The 16,647-nt window shown below is 39.9% G+C and carries 19 protein-coding genes; 15 read left to right on the top strand and 4 right to left on the bottom strand.

The features are described from left to right. The first annotated feature begins 2 nt into the window (after positions 1-2). From QHG54_RS03550 to QHG54_RS03535, 4 genes are read left to right on the top strand one after another with little or no spacing between them, the layout of a single operon-like run. A complete protein-coding gene (locus QHG54_RS03550) occupies positions 3-668 on the top strand; it encodes a glycoside hydrolase family protein (protein WP_317992933.1) in 666 nt (221 codons plus the stop codon). Further along, positions 665-892 carry a hypothetical protein gene (locus tag QHG54_RS03545; RefSeq protein ID WP_317992934.1) on the top strand — a complete coding sequence of 76 codons (228 nt, stop codon included), beginning with the start codon at positions 665-667 and terminating at the stop codon, positions 890-892. Before QHG54_RS03550 ends, QHG54_RS03545 begins: the two co-directional genes overlap by 4 nt. After that, positions 825-1,031, top strand: coding sequence for a hypothetical protein (locus QHG54_RS03540; RefSeq protein ID WP_317992935.1), 207 nt, complete (start codon positions 825-827; stop codon positions 1,029-1,031). Before QHG54_RS03545 ends, QHG54_RS03540 begins: the two co-directional genes overlap by 68 nt. Then, the gene (locus tag QHG54_RS03535) at positions 1,024-1,242 is read left to right on the top strand and encodes a hypothetical protein (protein WP_317992936.1); all 219 of its coding nucleotides are present in this window, start codon (positions 1,024-1,026) and stop codon (positions 1,240-1,242) included. Before QHG54_RS03540 ends, QHG54_RS03535 begins: the two co-directional genes overlap by 8 nt. 60 nt (positions 1,243-1,302) lie before the next feature. Here QHG54_RS03535 and QHG54_RS03530 read toward each other — a convergent pair whose 3' ends face one another. Beyond that, complete coding sequence (locus QHG54_RS03530) at positions 1,303-1,584, bottom strand: type II toxin-antitoxin system YafQ family toxin (protein WP_317992937.1); 282 nt, start codon at positions 1,582-1,584, stop codon at positions 1,303-1,305. Between the two features lie 7 nt (positions 1,585-1,591). Beyond that, a complete protein-coding gene (locus QHG54_RS03525) occupies positions 1,592-1,873 on the bottom strand; it encodes a type II toxin-antitoxin system RelB/DinJ family antitoxin (protein ID WP_317992938.1) in 282 nt (93 codons plus the stop codon). 194 nt (positions 1,874-2,067) lie between these two features. Between QHG54_RS03525 and QHG54_RS03520 the strand changes: the two genes are divergently transcribed. The 4 genes from QHG54_RS03520 to QHG54_RS03505 all read left to right on the top strand — a co-directional run bounded on the left by QHG54_RS03520 (position 2,068) and on the right by QHG54_RS03505 (position 5,625). Continuing rightward, entirely contained in the window at positions 2,068-2,436 is a 369-nt protein-coding gene (locus tag QHG54_RS03520; protein ID WP_317992939.1) for an XRE family transcriptional regulator, read from the top strand. A 136-nt stretch (positions 2,437-2,572) separates the two neighbouring features. Then, complete coding sequence (locus QHG54_RS03515) at positions 2,573-3,535, top strand: L-threonylcarbamoyladenylate synthase (RefSeq protein WP_317994024.1); 963 nt, start codon at positions 2,573-2,575, stop codon at positions 3,533-3,535. A 2-nt stretch (positions 3,536-3,537) separates the two neighbouring features. After that, positions 3,538-4,947, top strand: a complete 1,410-nt coding sequence (locus tag QHG54_RS03510; RefSeq protein WP_317992940.1) for an FAD-binding oxidoreductase — start codon at positions 3,538-3,540, stop codon at positions 4,945-4,947. A 150-nt stretch (positions 4,948-5,097) separates the two neighbouring features. Then, positions 5,098-5,625, top strand: coding sequence for a DUF6101 family protein (locus QHG54_RS03505; RefSeq protein ID WP_406604454.1), 528 nt, complete (start codon positions 5,098-5,100; stop codon positions 5,623-5,625). Positions 5,626-6,184: 559 nt separating this feature from the next. On the opposite strand, the gene purD is transcribed toward QHG54_RS03505, so the two are convergent. Continuing rightward, the gene (gene purD / locus QHG54_RS03500) at positions 6,185-7,459 is read right to left on the bottom strand and encodes a phosphoribosylamine--glycine ligase (protein ID WP_317992942.1); all 1,275 of its coding nucleotides are present in this window, start codon (positions 7,457-7,459) and stop codon (positions 6,185-6,187) included. Positions 7,460-7,550: 91 nt separating this feature from the next. On the opposite strand from purD, the gene ubiA reads away from it, so the two are divergent. Next, the gene (ubiA, locus tag QHG54_RS03495) at positions 7,551-8,555 is read left to right on the top strand and encodes a 4-hydroxybenzoate octaprenyltransferase (protein ID WP_406604453.1); all 1,005 of its coding nucleotides are present in this window, start codon (positions 7,551-7,553) and stop codon (positions 8,553-8,555) included. Between the two features lie 502 nt (positions 8,556-9,057). Here the strand turns inward: ubiA and pdxH are convergent. Next, positions 9,058-9,681, bottom strand: coding sequence for a pyridoxamine 5'-phosphate oxidase (gene pdxH / locus QHG54_RS03490; RefSeq protein ID WP_317992944.1), 624 nt, complete (start codon positions 9,679-9,681; stop codon positions 9,058-9,060). 339 nt (positions 9,682-10,020) lie between these two features. On the opposite strand from pdxH, the gene QHG54_RS03485 reads away from it, so the two are divergent. From QHG54_RS03485 to dxs, 6 genes are all read left to right on the top strand, one after another. After that, positions 10,021-10,923, top strand: a complete 903-nt coding sequence (locus QHG54_RS03485) for a DnaJ C-terminal domain-containing protein (protein WP_406604452.1) — start codon at positions 10,021-10,023, stop codon at positions 10,921-10,923. Between the two features lie 122 nt (positions 10,924-11,045). Next, complete coding sequence (fabI, locus tag QHG54_RS03480) at positions 11,046-11,864, top strand: enoyl-ACP reductase FabI (protein WP_406604451.1); 819 nt, start codon at positions 11,046-11,048, stop codon at positions 11,862-11,864. 148 nt (positions 11,865-12,012) lie between these two features. Then, positions 12,013-13,101 carry a chorismate synthase gene (gene aroC / locus QHG54_RS03475; RefSeq protein ID WP_406604450.1) on the top strand — a complete coding sequence of 363 codons (1,089 nt, stop codon included), beginning with the start codon at positions 12,013-12,015 and terminating at the stop codon, positions 13,099-13,101. Between the two features lie 15 nt (positions 13,102-13,116). After that, entirely contained in the window at positions 13,117-14,229 is a 1,113-nt protein-coding gene (gene ribB / locus QHG54_RS03470) for a 3,4-dihydroxy-2-butanone-4-phosphate synthase (protein ID WP_406604449.1), read from the top strand. Positions 14,230-14,236: 7 nt separating this feature from the next. After that, positions 14,237-14,491, top strand: coding sequence for an exodeoxyribonuclease VII small subunit (locus tag QHG54_RS03465; RefSeq protein ID WP_317992949.1), 255 nt, complete (start codon positions 14,237-14,239; stop codon positions 14,489-14,491). Positions 14,492-14,724: 233 nt separating this feature from the next. Continuing rightward, on the top strand, positions 14,725-16,647 hold the full coding sequence (gene dxs / locus QHG54_RS03460) for a 1-deoxy-D-xylulose-5-phosphate synthase (protein ID WP_406604448.1): 1,923 nt from the start codon (positions 14,725-14,727) through the stop codon (positions 16,645-16,647).

Below are 16,647 nucleotides of genomic sequence, written 5' to 3'. Positions count from 1 at the left end.
TAATGGCACGGAAAATAAGTAAAGACTGTCTATACTGTTTAAAAAAGTGGGAAGGTTTGCGCTTGCAGGCTTATCAAGATGTCTCTGGTGTGTGGACCATTGGCTATGGTCATACGAGAAAAGCTGGTCAACCAACAGTTATTGAAGGTATGGTGATTACAGAAAAAAAAGCCGAAACTATGCTTTTAGCAGATTTGCGACAATATGAGAAGGCGGTAGAAAAAGCGGTTTGTGTGAATTTAAGCGACGAGCAGTTTGGCGCTCTTGTTTCCTTTTGTTATAATGTGGGTATTGCAGCTTTCCAAAACTCTACACTGCTTAAAAGGCTTAATCAGGGGGATTATGAAGCAGTTCCCTTCGAATTACAAAAATGGACCAAAGCAGGAGGCAAACGTTTGCAAGGTCTTGTACACCGGCGTGTAGCAGAAGCAGGATTATGGGCGAAAGGGGCTTATGTTTCTTCTAATTATCAAACAGTAGAAACGCAAGCACCAACGGGGTTTCTCAAAGTCGAAGCACTTGCACCGATTATTGGTTCTTTCTCAGGTCTTGGCGGTTTTTTAGCAGGCAATGGTCCAGTTCAATGGGCTTTGGCAACCATTATGGTCTTAGCCGCATGTGCTGGTATTTTTTTTGTTGCTAAACGCTTTCAAGAGCACCGCCTATGATCTTATGGATGAAAAGAAATTTGATGCTAACAGGTGCGGCTTTAGCCGCTTTTTTTATTGCATTAGCAAGAGCCTTTACCCTTGGAAAAAAGGTTGAACAGCAAAAGCAAACAGAAAAAGCTTTAAAAGCAGCAATGGCACGGCTTGAGGTGGAAAATGAAATTAATCAAAAAAGTGATGCTGATGTGCGTGCTGCTCTCTCTGACTGGTTGCACGACAAATAAATATATTTCTTCTTGTGTTGGTTGGTTACCCATTTATTTAAGCCGGCAAGATCTGAACGCCATCAGTGCCAACTTAGCAAGAGAGATCTTAAAGCATAATAAACAGGGTGAGTATTTGTGTGGATGGAAACATGGTTAGAAAGAAAACTGAAAAACACACAGAGCTTACAGAAGCAGAAAAAGCAATGCTTCAAGAAATGATCATTACCTACCAAAGTGTGAAAATGATGTCTCGCTTTATGAAGTGGGGTGCATTTTTTATCTTTTTGATTATCCTTGATTTTGCACGCCTCATGGATGCGATAGACAATATCTTCGCACATTTAAAACAATGGTTCTCAAAGAATTGAACAACTGTCATAAAAGAAAAAATTTCGTAAAATTCTTTTTACTATGAATTGGAGATCCAATTATAAACGTAGTTCAGAATGGGAGCCAAGTCGTAAAAGCTCTAGTGTTTTGGCATCTGGCTTTCGATAGATCAAAACTAAATCCGGTTTTATGGGACAATCACGACAATTGCGCCACTGACCTGTTAGTGCATGATCTTTCCAATGCGCTTTTAGCGGTGCATTCTCCGCTAACGCTTTGACCACAAGCAGCAAATCCTCCTCTAGTGCATTAGCATATCTACCTTTGCTTTCACGTTTAAGGTCGCGTCGGAATGAACGCGTATAGACAATTTCTCGCATAGCAAGCTTAGGTTTTCTTTTCAGATTTACGCATTTTGGTTCTATCTTCGCGTATCATGGTTCTTAAGCCGTCTAATGATGTACGTTCGACACGTCCCATTTCGGCATCCTCGATAGCTTGTAATGTTTCCGGATTTGGCTGGAATAGATCAAGCGGTAATGCTCTATCTCTAGCAATGCGGGTCATAAACATGCGCACTGCATCTGATACAGTCAAGCCTGTGGACTTAATAACTGCACTTGCAATTTCTTGAACTTCATCAGGTATGCGGGCTTGAATTTTTCCCATTGCTCAATCTCCTATTTAACTGTACTACAATGTACTACACTTCAAGCTGTTGTCAAGAAATTATCCGTCACGCCATACAACCTTGTGTATTAAGGAGGGTAGGAAGTCAATTTTTAAACGGAGCTAACCAAAACCTGAGAATTTATGCTAGAATCACAATGAAATAATTATTTTTTCTAAAGGATTTTTTTTAGATGCTAACACCCTTTGGTAAAACCTTACGCAAGCTTCGTATTGATCATTCAGAACGTTTATTAGATATGGCTAAGAAATTAGATATATCTGTAGCATTTTTATCTTCTGTTGAGATTGGCAAAAAATCTGTACCTGTTGGTATGGAAGAAAAGATCATAGAGCTGTACGCTTTAGATCAAGATATGGCTTCTCTCTTAAGAAAAGAGGCTTATGCTTGCCGCAAAAGTTTTACAATAAAGCCTTCTGGTCCATTTAGCCGTGAAATTGTTGGCATGTTTGCGAGATCATTGAATAGCTTTTCACAAGAAGACTTAGCAGAATTCAAAAAGTTATTAGAGAAAGTTTGCAAAACAAGATATGTCTTGTAGAAGCATGTTGGAAAATCCTATTCCCTAACCTTTATTTACGAACCCCGCACCTTGAAAAAAACATATAAAATCAATGGGATATATGGATGAAAAAGAGTATAATATCACTCAAAGAGGGTTACAGGGATGGTATGTCATGACGATTTTGCCTCTCAATAGCGCTTCAATAAAAGAAGCAATTACATTGCTTGAACAGGGACAATTAGTGGCTTTGCCGACAGAAACTGTTTATGGATTGGCTGGTGATGCGACCAATGGAAAGGCAATGGCTTCTATTTTTTCTACAAAAAAGCGACCGCAATTTAATCCTCTTATTGCCCACGTAAGCAGTATTAAAATGGCGGAACGCTATGTAGAAATTGATTTTCTTTCACGTCGATTGATGGAGGTATTTTGGCCAGGACCTTTGACATTAGTTTTGCCTTTAAAGGCACATCATAATATCCATCCTTTAACCACTGCTGGTCTTAATACATTGGCTGTCCGTTTTCCTCAGAGTGGTTTTGCAGAAATTGTACAATATTTTGGACGTCCTCTCGCTGCTCCCAGCGCGAATCAATCAGGATGCCTTAGTCCTACTTCGGCTGAAGCTGTTTTTGCATCTTTAGGGACATCTGTTCCCTTGATACTTGACGGAGGGGCTTCTAAAATCGGGATTGAATCAACGATTATTAAGGTTTGTGGTGACAATATTTATCTTTTGCGTCCCGGGGGGCTGATTGCTGAAGAAATTGAAGAAGTCGCGGGGAAATCGTTGAAACGGCTGGATCAGAGGACAGCGATTGAAGCACCAGGTATGTTAAAGTCACATTATGCGCCCAATGCCGCGGTTCGTTTGAATGTGCAAAAGGTGGAAAGCGGTGAAGCGCTTTTAGCATTTGGTCCTAAACGCATTATGGGTGTTGAAAATGCCGTTTCTATTTTAAATCTTAGCGAGAGTGGGCACTTGGAAGAGGCCGCCGCTCATTTATTTGCATATATGAAGCAATTGGATTCACTCAAGGTGAGGTGTATTGCAGTAGAATCCATCCCATCGTACGGATTGGGTGAGGCTGTTAATGATCGTTTAATACGTGCTGCAGCTCCAAAGGAGAAATAAAGATGGAGCAGGAGTTAATTGAGAGATTTAGAAAAATTGTTGGTGCTAAACATGCTATAACAGATCAAACATTCATTGCACCATATTTGCTCGAAGAGCGTGGACTTTTTCATGGAAAAACACCGTTGCTTTTACGGCCATCTTCTAGTGCAGAGGTATCATCAATTATGCAGTTGGCCAGCCAAACATGCACACCGATTGTGCCTCAGGGGGGAAATACAGGTCTTGTGGGGGGGGGGCAGCCAGATGAAAATGGGTGTGGTGTTCTTTTATCCATGGAACGATTGAATAAGATTAGATGTGTGAGTCTTGAGGGTAATTTTGCTGTGGTGGAAGCTGGTGTTATTTTACAGGACTTACAGAAAAAAGTAGATGAATTGGGTCGTTTTTTCCCTCTTTCTTTGGGTTCGGAAGGCTCCTGTCAGATAGGGGGCAATCTTTCATCTAACGCTGGAGGGACAGCTGTTTTAGCTTATGGCAATATGCGGGAGCTTTGTCTTGGTTTAGAAGTTGTTTTGCCTGATGGACGTATTTTGGATGATTTGCGTTTTGTAAAGAAAGACAATAGCGGCTATGATTTAAAAAATCTTTTCATTGGTGCTGAAGGCACTTTAGGAGTTATAACTGCGGCAGTTTTAAAGCTTTTTCCGAAACCCAAAGGAAAAGCTGTTGCTTTTGTAGGCTTAAGCAGTGCAGTGAAGGCTCTTGAACTTTTATCTCTTGCGCAATCCCATGGGGGAGGAATGTTGACGTGTTTTGAGCTTATGTCAAAACTTAGCTTGCAAATGTCTTTAAGCTATAATATGTGCAAGAAATCTCCTTTTGAACATGAGCATGAATGGTATGTATTGATTAATATTTCATCATTGCAGGGTGATGGTGAGGCATTATCAGTGCTCAGTATTATTTTGGAAGACGCTTTAAATAATGCTGTGATAGAAGATGCGGTTATTGCGCAATCGTTAAAGCAGCAAGATTTTTTTTGGCAATTGCGTGAAAATATGTCATATGCACAAAAGTTAGCAGGAAGGTCTATTAAGCACGACATTGCGCTACCTATTGCTTCGATTCCTGATTTTATTTCTGAAGCAGCTGTTATTGTTGAAGAAATTGTTCCAAGTGCGCGAGTGGTTTGTTTTGGACATCTAGGCGATGGGAACCTTCACTACAATATTATGCAGCCTGTCGGGGCTGATCCCACTGCGTTTTTACAATTATGGTCACAAATGAATCACCGGATTCATAGTCTCGTGATGCATTATAAGGGGACATTTTCTGCTGAACATGGAATTGGTCAGCTTAAACGTGAGGAACTTCGCACTTTTAAATCACCTATTGCACTGGACATTATGCAGAAGATTAAAGAAATGCTTGACCCGTTAGGGATTATGAATCCTGGAAAAATCTTATAGTTCAAGAGCGGTAAACTGTGTCATGTGTTTTTGTTTAGATTTCAATAACCAAAAAATAAATCAATTGTTTTTTATTCAATCTTTTAATAATCCGGTGGGAAAAAGCTGTTAGAGGGTGTATATTATTAAGATAAATTGGGACACTTTAATATGGCTAATCAATGCTTTAATCAGGCGAAAGCGGGGCTTGAATTTCGGTTAGATCCGTGTCATTTGCCACAAACAACGACATATTTTTCATTGAAAACGGGCAATCAAATAATTTGTTCGTTGAGTGAGCGCGGGATTTTTTTTAAAACTGACTCTCCCTCAAACTTATCCCGTTTAATACCGGCTTATCATTTCAGAGGGATTGCAGCACGTATAGTAAAAACACGTTCAGGAGAAAGAGCAGTTGCATTAGAGTTGCTTCATACAGAAGAAGAGGCTTGTATTCCGCTTTTAGTTTCTAGAGATTTAAATAATGTTCTTTTGGATTGGCGATTATGGGCAGATACCTATGACCTCCCTATGCTTATGATCAATGAAGATAATAGCATTATGGTTGTTAAAGATCGTTCTGATTTACGTCGATTTTTTTGTACAACATTGCATTCTAAACAAAAACGCTTTTTACTCCGCTATAGCAATCCCTTGGGTTTGCGTTTAACGATCGCGAATCGGATTGCGCTGCAGTAGTGTTGATATGTATTCATTTTTTTCTATTGTACTGCTCGATGCATTTATTTTTATGATTTCTGTATTGTTTGAAATATACGTTTGTAACAGTAAGAATCAAAACTATTAAATGCTTTTTCCATTGCTGTTACAACACCAACACTTTTTTTGGAAGATAAGCCGTTGGCTTTAAGAATAATGACAACACCATTGACGAATACAGGCTTTAGTTTTGCGGCGTAATTAAAAAATTAGTAGGGTATTTAAAGTAAAAAGAATTTCAGCGCTTTCTCATACAAAGGCAATGACAATACAAGATGTTTGTTTCAAGCTTAATAAGCGGAAGGCTATTTATGAAAAATGATAAGCAAGTGGATCTTAAACAAACATGGCAACAGATGATTACATGGTTGTGATCACAATTTCATACTGAGAAAACTTTTTCATTTTGTCTGTTTTGGGATGGGCATGCATATCAGAAGGAAATTCAATATTATAAGTAATACAAAACAGTGAGCAAATTCGCGCATCATGCTACCAAATAAAGTTATCAAATCATGAAAAGGAACCTTAAAACGATTTAGCTTTCTCGCGCAACGGCTCGCCAACCGATATCGCGGCGAACAAAGCCTTCTGGCCAATCAATACAATCAACTGCTTCATAGGCGCGTTTTTGCGCTTGGCTAATGGTTTCTCCTATTGCTGTTATATTTAAAACGCGTCCACCATTAGCAATGAGTTCTCCATTGCGTAATGCTGTGCCAGCTTGAAAAACTTTCACATGAGAAAGAGCGTTCACTTTATCAACATTACGAATAACCGTACCTTTTTGGGGAGAGTCTGGGTAACCGTTAGCAGCCATAACAACAGTTAAGGCAGTTTTTTCAGACCACTCAAGGGGTTTATTTTCAAGGTTTCCTTGAGCAGCAGCAAGAAGAAGAGGAAGAATATCATCTTTTAAGCGCATCATTAAAACTTGGCATTCAGGATCACCGAATCGTACATTAAATTCAATTAATTCTGGTCCTTTTTGCGTTATCATCAATCCGACAAAGAGAATGCCTTTAAAGGGAGCTCCCATTTTGTTCATGCTGCATAAAGCGGGTTCAACAATTTCTTTGAGGGTACGATTAACCATTTCTTGGGTCATGATGGGGGCTGGTGAATATGCTCCCATACCACCGGTATTAGCTCCTGTATCGCCCTCACCAACGCGTTTATGATCTTGTGCGGATCCAAAGGGAATAGCGGTTTTACCGTCACAAAGACAGAAGAAGCTTGCTTCTTCACCTTCAAGAAAGGATTCTATAACAATTTTTTCTCCTGCATCACCAAATGCACTTTTGAAGCAGGCGTCAACTGCGTTAAATGCTTGTTCCATTGTCATTGCAACAACAACACCTTTACCAGCAGCTAAGCCATCGGCTTTAATGACAATAGGGACACCTTGTTGATGAATATAAGCTTTAGCTTCTGAAGCATCATTAAAGCATTGGTAAGTTCCTGTAGGAATGTTATTCTTACGGCATAAATCTTTTGTAAATGATTTTGAACCTTCTAGCTGAGCAGCTTTTTGCGTAGGTCCAAATACACAGATGTTAGCACGATTAAGAGAGTCTGTTATACCGGCAACCAGTGGTGCTTCTGGTCCAATAACGACAAGGTCAATAGAATGTGTTTTGCAAAAATCAATGACGAGAGAGTGATCATTAATGTTTAAATCAATGTTTTCACCAAATTCTATTGTTGCAGGATTTCCAGGAGCACAATATAATTTTTTTAGCAGGGGCGATGCTGCTATTTTCCATGCTAAAGCATGTTCTCGTCCGCCTGAGCCGATAAGAAGAATGTTCATTGTTTGCTCCTATCACAGAAGATGATTCAATTAGTTTTCTTGTCATAAGAGTGAAATGCTTCCATCGCAAGACTAAAGGTGAAGTCATCTAATGAAAAAAAATAAAAATATTACACATATTCAATCCTGTAAGAGTCAAGGACGGGTTGTAGATGCCTCCCCCAACCAATGGGTCTATCATTTTCTGCCTCCTTCTTTATGGTTTTATGCTCAATTGGCACGTTGGGATCGGCCTGTAGGATGGCAATTATTGATGTGGCCTTGTTTCTGGTCAACGACAATGGCTTTTCTTTCTTATGAGATGCATCGATATCCTTTTTTATCAATGTTAATGAATTGGTTTTGGTATCTCTTTCTTTTTTTGCTGGGGTCTATAGCTATGCGGGGTGCAGGATGCACTTGGAACGATCTTATTGACTACAAAATTGATTCTCAGGTAGAGAGAACACGTTCTCGTCCATTGCCAACAGGACATGTGAGTCGATTTCAAGCAAAAATTTTTATATTTGTGCAGTGCTTAGTTGGTTTAGGCGTCTTATCGCAATTTAATAGATTTAGTTTTTTTCTAGGTATTTCATCATTGGTGGCGGTTGCACTTTATCCTTTTATGAAGCGCGTAACATATTGGCCGCAGTTTTTTTTAGGTGTTGCATTTAATTGGGGAGCATTAATGGGATGGGCAGTTGTGTGCGGAAGTCTGAGTTGGCCACCGATCTTACTTTATGTGGGATCAATTTTGTGGACGATAGGGTATGATACAATCTACGCGCATCAAGATAAGGAAGATGATGCTACTGTTGGCGTGCTTTCTACGGCACTTCTCTTTGGTAAAAGCACTAAACGTGCTCTGGTGTTTTTATATAGTGGTTTTTTGGTGCTCGTCAGCTTAGCATTTTATTTGGCGCAAGTCCCCATTCTCAGTTTTTTGGGGCTTTTTGTGGCAAGTATCCACATGTTTATTCAAATTAAAATCATTGATATAGATGACAGTTCACAATGCCTTCATCTTTTCAAATCTAATTCGTTTATTGGCTTTGCAATTTTCGCTGGTTTGGTATGCGGTGGTATATGGATGGTACTTTGTCCTACAGCTTAAAAACCAAAATTTAAAAAATAAAATCATTATGTTATGTAATGCTAAAAGTGAAAGGAATGAGAATCTAAGGATGCAATCACTGATTTTAAAATTTTTTATTTTAACTTTAGAGCTTGTTTCTATATGCAATTGCCGTTTTTTTAAATAAATTAAAAATAGATTTTGCTTAGAACGTTTGAAGCAACGATTCTTGTCTTAATTCAAATTGCTTAGTTTTCCTTATTTCAGAACATGGAAGATCAACTTACCTTTTTTAGCTCCGTTTGAACATAGTTGATTACCTTATGGGGGGGGGGCTGAATACAGTATTTTCACTTGGATAGGCTGATAACTGTAACTACTCTTCAAACAGTAACGTAGGTAAAAGATTATTCTTAACCAAGTTTTAGAGTGAAAATGCAATTCTCAGATTTAAATTGAAGTCAATAATCTATTCTTAGTTTTGCGAATAGCTGTTTAATCCTTATACAAACACAATTTTCATGCTTCAAAGCTTGAAGGATTAGGGATAAAGTTTTTGTCTTTGCCAATCGACATTTTCAACAGAATTGCGTGTAAAGAGCAGACGGTCATGTAAACGAAACGGACGATCGCTCCAGAATTCGATAGAAAGGGGTTTAACACGGAAACCAGACCAATAAGGTGGGCGTGGGATATTGCCTATTGCATAATGAGCAGTATATTTGGCAATTGCTTTCTCGAGAACAAAACGATTTTCTAATGGTTGGGATTGTTTGGATGCCCATGCACCAATTCGACTGCCACGTGGTCGCGATTGGAAATATGCATCTGCTTCTTGAGGTGTGACCTTTTCAACAATTCCTCTAATTCTGACTTGACGGCGAAGCGATTTCCAATGAAACCCTAAGGATGCTTTCATTGATTTTAAAATTTCTTGTCCTTTACGGCTTTCATAGTTGGTATAGAAGACGAAGCCTTGGGAGCTGTAATCTTTGAGAAGAACCATACGAACATTAGGCAAGCCTGTTTCATCAACTGTTGCTAATGCCATAGCGTTGGGATCATTTATTTCGCTTATAGTTGCCTCTTCAAGCCATTTTGCGAAAAGTGCGAAAGGTTTTTCCATTTGCATGAAGTCATTGTCTGTTTGTACTTTGTTGTTCATAGTATCTCCGAACGTCAGTGAGCACGAGTGAGGCATTCCTTGGTTTATTTTAGTGTACTTTATCATCGAGAAGTAAAGTGCTTTTTTTCTCTATTTAAAAAATCAATTCCGTTCTATATTTTTATGGCATTTTAATTATTTTTTTCTTTAGCATTGAATGCAATGCGCTATATTAAAAAAATATCTATTTTAGCTGGTATTTTATTTTCTTTATAGACATATAAACGAAAGAGACAGAGAAAAATTATTCTCTAGAATAAACTAATGAAACTCTGTGAGGAATACTGAACAATATATCAGTTGATATTTTGAAAACAAAAAAATTGAAAAGAGGACAATATGCGTGATCCCTACACGATTCTGGGTGTGGCACGTACCGCAAAACCGCAAGAGATTAAAGCAGCATTCAGAAGATTAGCAAAGAAGTATCATCCAGACCATAATATGGATGATGCAAAAGCTAAAGAAAAGTTTTCTGAAATTAATCAAGCTTATGAAATTATAGGTGATAAAGACAAAAAAGCACAATTTGACCGCGGTGAAATTGATATGGATGGAAAACCACTTTATCAAGCTTATGGTGCTGGTGAAAATTTTAGCAATAGACACAATCCTTTTTCAGGAGGAGCCAAGGGGTTTGATTTTAGTTCTTCAGGTGGTGCAGGTTTTGACGCGAGTGATATTTTTCGTGATCTGTTTGGGGGAAGAGGGAGCTTTTCAAATTCTGCACACTATAATCGGCCTCAACAAGGGGCTCATGTTCGTGCCAATCTTGCGGTAACATTGGAACAGATGGTTGGTGCAGAAAAGGTGGAAGCCGTTTTTCCTAATGGAAAAAGGCTAAAAATTAAGCTACCAGACTATGTTGAAGATGGACAAACCATTCGTTTAAAAGGTCAGGGAGAAGAGGTGGCTTATGGGCAAGCAGGAGATGCGTTGGTAACGATTCATATTCAAAAACATCCTCGTTTGCGGCTTGAGGGAAGGGCGCTCCATCTTGATTTACCAGTCTCCCTTAAACATGCTGTTTTAGGAGCAAAAGAAGAGGTTGAGACTTTGGAGGGGCGTGTGGTTTTAACGATTCCTGCTTGGTCCAGTTCTGATCGTGTTTTACGGCTTAAGGGAAAAGGACTTCGTTTAAAAAATGGCACAAGAGATGATCTTTATGTGCATGTTCGTATCATGTTGCCGGAAGGTAGAGATACTGCATTAGAACAGTTTTTGCAAATGCAGAAGGGATAATTTTTTGGTTATATAAAAGCTGCAGTTTTTGTTTTCTTTTAAAGCAATTGCTTGAAGAAAAAGTTGACCTATGCCATAGGCAGATAATTAATATTAATTGAAGTAACAATGGGGCAGTGCTGATGGCTAAGGGTAATGGTTTATTGTATGGCAAGCGTGGTTTAATTTTGGGATTGGCCAATAATCGTTCTATCGCTTGGGGGATAGCTAAAGCGGCGAGTAACGCGGGGGCAGAGCTTGCTTTCACCTATCAGGGTGAGGCGATGAAAAAGCGTGTTGAGCCTTTGGCTGAGGAAGTAAAGGGGTTTATTTGCGGTCATTGTGATGTTTCTGATAGTGCATCAATAGATGCGGTCTTTAGAGCAATAAAGAAGAAGTGGGGCAAATTAGATTTTTTAGTTCATGCTATTGGTTTTTCTAATAAGGACGAATTAAGCGGTCGTTATGTTGATATTAGCGAATCAAATTTTATGATGACCATGAATATTTCTGTTTATTCCTTAACAGCTTTAACGAAGCGTGCAGAGGAATTAATGTCAGATGGCGGTTCAATTTTAACGCTGACTTATTATGGTGCAGAAAAGGTTGTTCCCAATTATAACGTAATGGGGGTTGCGAAAGCAGCTCTGGAAGCGAGCGTGAAATATCTTGCAGTAGATTTAGGTCCTAAGCATATTCGTGTTAATGCTATCTCTGCTGGGCCAATCAAAACGCTAGCTGCTTCTGGCATTGGTGATTTCCGTTATATTTTAAAATGGAACGAATATAATGCGCCTTTACGACGTACGGTAACAATTGAAGAGGTAGGTGATTCTGCTCTTTACTTTCTTTCAGACTTGTCTCGTTCTGTTACCGGTGAAGTGCATCATGTGGATTCAGGTTATAATGTCATCGGTATGAAAGCTGTTGACGCACCAGATATTTCCGTCGTTAAAGAATAAATTTTATTTATAAGGCTTTATTTAACAGTAGTGATTTGACTGAATTTAAAATGGCCAATGAAATGGTATTTTGAGGTGGAGGCTGTTTGTACACAGTTCAACATGCGCTATAGTTGCGTATATTTGACAGAGAAACGAGTCGTTGTTCATGTCGCATAATACATTTGGTCATTTGTTCCGCGTAACAACATGGGGGGAAAGTCATGGTGCTGCTCTGGGCTGTATTATTGATGGTTGTCCTCCAGGAATTGTTTTCACTCTTTCAGAGATTCAATCTTATCTTGATAAACGCAGACCAGGACAATCCAAATACACAACGCAGCGCCGAGAACCAGATAAAGTAGAGGTCCTTTCAGGGGTTATTGTTCAAGATGATGGGACGACATTGGTGACTACTGGTACACCAATTTCCCTGTTTATTCAAAACACAGATCAACGCTCGAAAGATTATGGTTCAATTGTCCATCAGTATCGTCCAGGTCATGCAGACTATACTTATGATATTAAATATGGCATTCGTGATTTTCGAGGTGGAGGGCGTGCTTCGGCGCGTGAGACAGCAGCACGGGTTGCAGCAGGTGCTATAGCGCGTAAAATTGTTCCTAATCTGATTGTACGGGGAGCTTTAATAGCGATTGGTCCTCATAATATTAATCGTGATCGTTGGGATTGGGTAGAGGTTGATAATAATCCTTTTTTTACGCCTGATGCAGAGATGGTGCACGTTTTTAGTGATTATATTGATAAAGTCCGTAAAGATGGTTCATCCGTTGGCGCTCTTGTTGAGGTGGTTGCAGAAAATGTTCCGGCGGGTTTAGGGGCACCTCTTTACGCAAAACTTGATCAGGATATTGCATCATTACTTATGTCGATTAATGCGGTTAAGGGGGTGGAAATTGGGGACGGTTTTGCAGCAGCTCGTCTGAGGGGAGAAGAAAATGCAGATGAAATGCGAATGGGAAGTGATGGGAAACCGCTTTTTTTATCCAATCATGCTGGCGGTATTTTAGGTGGAATATCGAGCGGACAGCCAATCGTTGCACGTTTTGCGGTTAAGCCGACAGCATCAATTTTGACCCCCCGTCGTTCAATTGATATTGATGGTAATAATGTCGATGTTGTAACGAAGGGCCGTCATGATCCGTGTGTGGGGATACGTGCTGTTCCTGTTGGTGAAGCGATGGTCGCTTGTGCTATTGCTGACCATTATCTAAGACATCGCGGTCAGGTTGGCTAGTTCGAAAGGTAAAGAATGATGTATGACCAAAAAAAAGTTGTTTCTGCGATTCGGGCTTTTGAACGCGGTGAAATTATTGTGGTTACGGATGATGATGGCCGTGAAAACGAGGGTGATTTAACTGTTGCTGCTGTCCATTGTACAGAAGAAAAGATGGCGTTTATCATTCGCCATACAACAGGCATTGTTTGTGCACCTATGCCAAAAGAAGAAGCGCAACGGTTTCATCTTTCTCCTATGGTACCAGATAATAATTCAGCGCACCGGACCCAATTTACTGTTACTGTGGATTTTAAACATGGGATAACGACGGGTATTTCAGCACACGACCGCACATTGGCAGTTCGTAATCTTGCTAATCCAAATGCCAGCGCTGATGATTTTGTCCGTCCAGGCCATATTTTCCCTTTAATTGCGCATGAAGGAGGGGTTCTCATGCGTTCAGGTCACACGGAGGCGGCTGTTGATTTATGTAAATTAACTGGTTTGCCGCCAGTTGGCGTTATTGGTGAGTTGGTCAATGATGATGGCAGTGTTAAACACGGAGATGAAGTTACAAAATTTGCACAAGATAATCAATTGCATATGATAACGGTTGCGGATTTAATTGCTTATCGTCAGCGTAAGGAAATGTTGATCAGGCATGTTGGAGAAATGCATATTGAAACACCAGTAGGACCTGCTATTGTTCAGAGTTATCAACTCCCTTGGGAAGTAGTTCAGCATGTTGTGATCGTTTTTGGTGATATTCGTGATGGTGAGGATATTCCTGTGCGTTTGCATCGTGAAAACATTATAAATGATGTTTTTGGCCAATCATCAGATGTTACTGCTATTATGCGACGTATGATGGAAAAAGAAAAACGTGGTGTTTTTATTTATTTGCGTGAAGGATCAGTTGGTGTTGGTCACCAACCAGCTATTAACATTCAGGAAATAGCAAAAGAATGTTCAGAAAACCATGTACAGGCGATTGAACGTGAAGAAGAATGGCGCCAAATTGGTTTAGGGTCACAAATTTTGAAACATTTAGGAATCAGTTCTGTTATCATTTATGCTTCTAAAGAGCGTCATTATGTAGGTTTAGAAGGTTTTGGAATTCGTATATCCAGAACAGATATCTTGTGAGGGTCGCATGAAACAAGAGATAAAAAAGGGGGATATTACAGCGTTAAGTTTTGAGGAAGCACTTAAGCAGCTTGAAGTGATTGTTGAGAATTTGGAACGCGGTGATGTTCCTTTAGAACAATCAATTGATATTTATGAGCGCGGTGAGGCTCTTAAAAAGCATTGTGAGAGACTCTTGAAAGCAGCCGAAGCTAAAGTTGAAAAAATTCAACTTTCAGAGGGAGGTTCTCCAGAAGGTGTAGAGCCACTTGATCCTGAATGAAGTTCAGTAATTTTTCTGTATTTGTTGAGTTGCAAAAGGCAAAGCGACCTCATTTATGGAGAACGAATTTTATGCGTTTCTTTTTTGTAATGAGCTAGAAACAAGAAAAGCTGTAGAAAATCTCAAATAGGTAAAGTATTCCAATGTAAAATACGACACACTATGAACAGAATAGGAGAAAATGTGTGCCTATCCTTTCATTTTCTTGCTAAAATAAATATAAGGAGCTTTTTTTGTCTAGGCCATTAACGCCACTGCTTGATTGTATTCGTTTGCCACAGGATTTGCGGGCTTTGCCTGAGTCTGATTTGGTAAGGTTGGCTGATGAGTTGCGGGCTGAAACAATTGATGCGGTTTCGATAACAGGTGGTCATCTTGGCGCGGGGCTTGGTGTTGTTGAACTCACTGTTGCGTTGCATTATGTTTTTAATACACCCGAGGATAGAATTATTTGGGATGTTGGTCATCAAACCTATCCCCATAAAATTTTGACAGGGCGTAGAGAGAGAATTCGCACGTTGCGTCAAGAGGGTGGTTTGTCAGGTTTTACTAAGCGCTCAGAAAGTGTGTATGATCCATTTGGGGCGGGACATTCTTCTACTTCTATTTCAGCTGGTCTTGGTATGGCGGTGGCTAGCGCTTTGAAGGCAGAGACAAGACGGAATATTATTTCTGTAATTGGTGATGGTGCTATGTCTGCTGGTATGGCGTATGAAGCGATGAATAATGCCGGCGCTTTAGATGCACGTTTGATTGTTATCCTTAACGATAATGATATGTCTATTGCACCTCCTACTGGTGCTATGAGCGCTCATCTTGCACGACTTGTTTCCCGCCCATCATACCGTAATTTGCGTGAACGGGTAAAAATACTAAGCGAGAAATTGCCAAAGTTCTTTTTAGATAAAGCACGTCGTTCAGAAGAATTTGCTCGTGGTTTTTTGGTTGGGGGGACTTTATTTGATGAACTTGGCTTTTATTATGTTGGACCAATAGATGGTCATAATTTAGGGCATTTGTTGCCTGTTTTGAAAAATGTTCGTGAATATCCTGATGGTCCTGTTTTGGTGCATGTAGTAACCCATAAGGGCAAGGGTTATGCACCTGCGGAAGCATCATCTGATAAATATCATGGTGTTAATCGTTTTGATGTTGTTACAGGTAAACAGATTAAGACACAAAGCAATGCTCTTTCCTATACCAAGGTGTTTTCTAAAGCTTTAATAGAGGAAGCCAGTCATGACGATAAGATTGTTGGTATAACAGCTGCAATGCCAACAGGAACGGGCCTTGATTCTTTCGCGGAAAAATTTCCTGAAAAAATGTTTGATGTTGGTATTGCGGAGCAGCATGCAGTGACTTTTGCTGCTGGTATCGCTTGTGAAGGTTACAAACCTTTTGTCGCGATTTATTCTACTTTTTTACAGCGCGCTTATGATCAGATTATTCACGATGTATCGATTCAAAAATTACCGGTGCGTTTTGCGATTGATCGAGCAGGTTTTGTGGGTGCAGATGGTGCGACACACGCTGGCAGTTTTGATATTGTTTTTTTGACAACTCTTCCTGAATTTGTTGTTATGGCGCCTTCTGACGAAGTTGAACTGATGCATATGGTGCGTACTGCCGCGGCTTATGATCAGGGGCCCCTTTCTTTTCGTTATCCGCGTGGTGAAGGTGTTGGTATGGATTTGCCTGAGCGCGGTGAGTTGCTTGAAATTGGAAAAGGACGTGTCTTACGTGAGGGAAGCAAGATTGCTTTGGTTTGTTTTGGAGCGCGGATGTCAGAAGTACTTATGGCTGCTGATGAATTGGGTGCAGAGGGGTTATCTACGACGGTTGCAGATGCACGGTTTGCAAAACCTTTAGATAAAGATTTAATGCGTCGTTTGGCACGTGAGCATGAAGTATTGGTGACAATTGAAGAAGGCGCAATGGGCGGATTTGGAGCGCACTTATTACAATTTTTGGCACAAGAAGGACTTTTAGAGCGTGGTTTAAAAGTTCGTACACTAACGCTTCCTGATGAATATTTGAATCACGGTTCACCAGAGAAAGTTCTCTCACGTATAGGGCTTGATTCTTTAGGTATTATCAACACTGTTTTTACTGCTTTGGGAAGCGAAATTCGGACAGTGAAAAACATTCGAGTATGA

Source organism: Bartonella gliris (assembly GCF_045277155.1).
GTDB classification, from domain to species: domain Bacteria; phylum Pseudomonadota; class Alphaproteobacteria; order Rhizobiales; family Rhizobiaceae; genus Bartonella; species Bartonella gliris.
The sequence above is the reverse complement of the archived record's forward strand: the minus strand, read 5'-3'. Positions and strand labels throughout refer to the sequence as shown.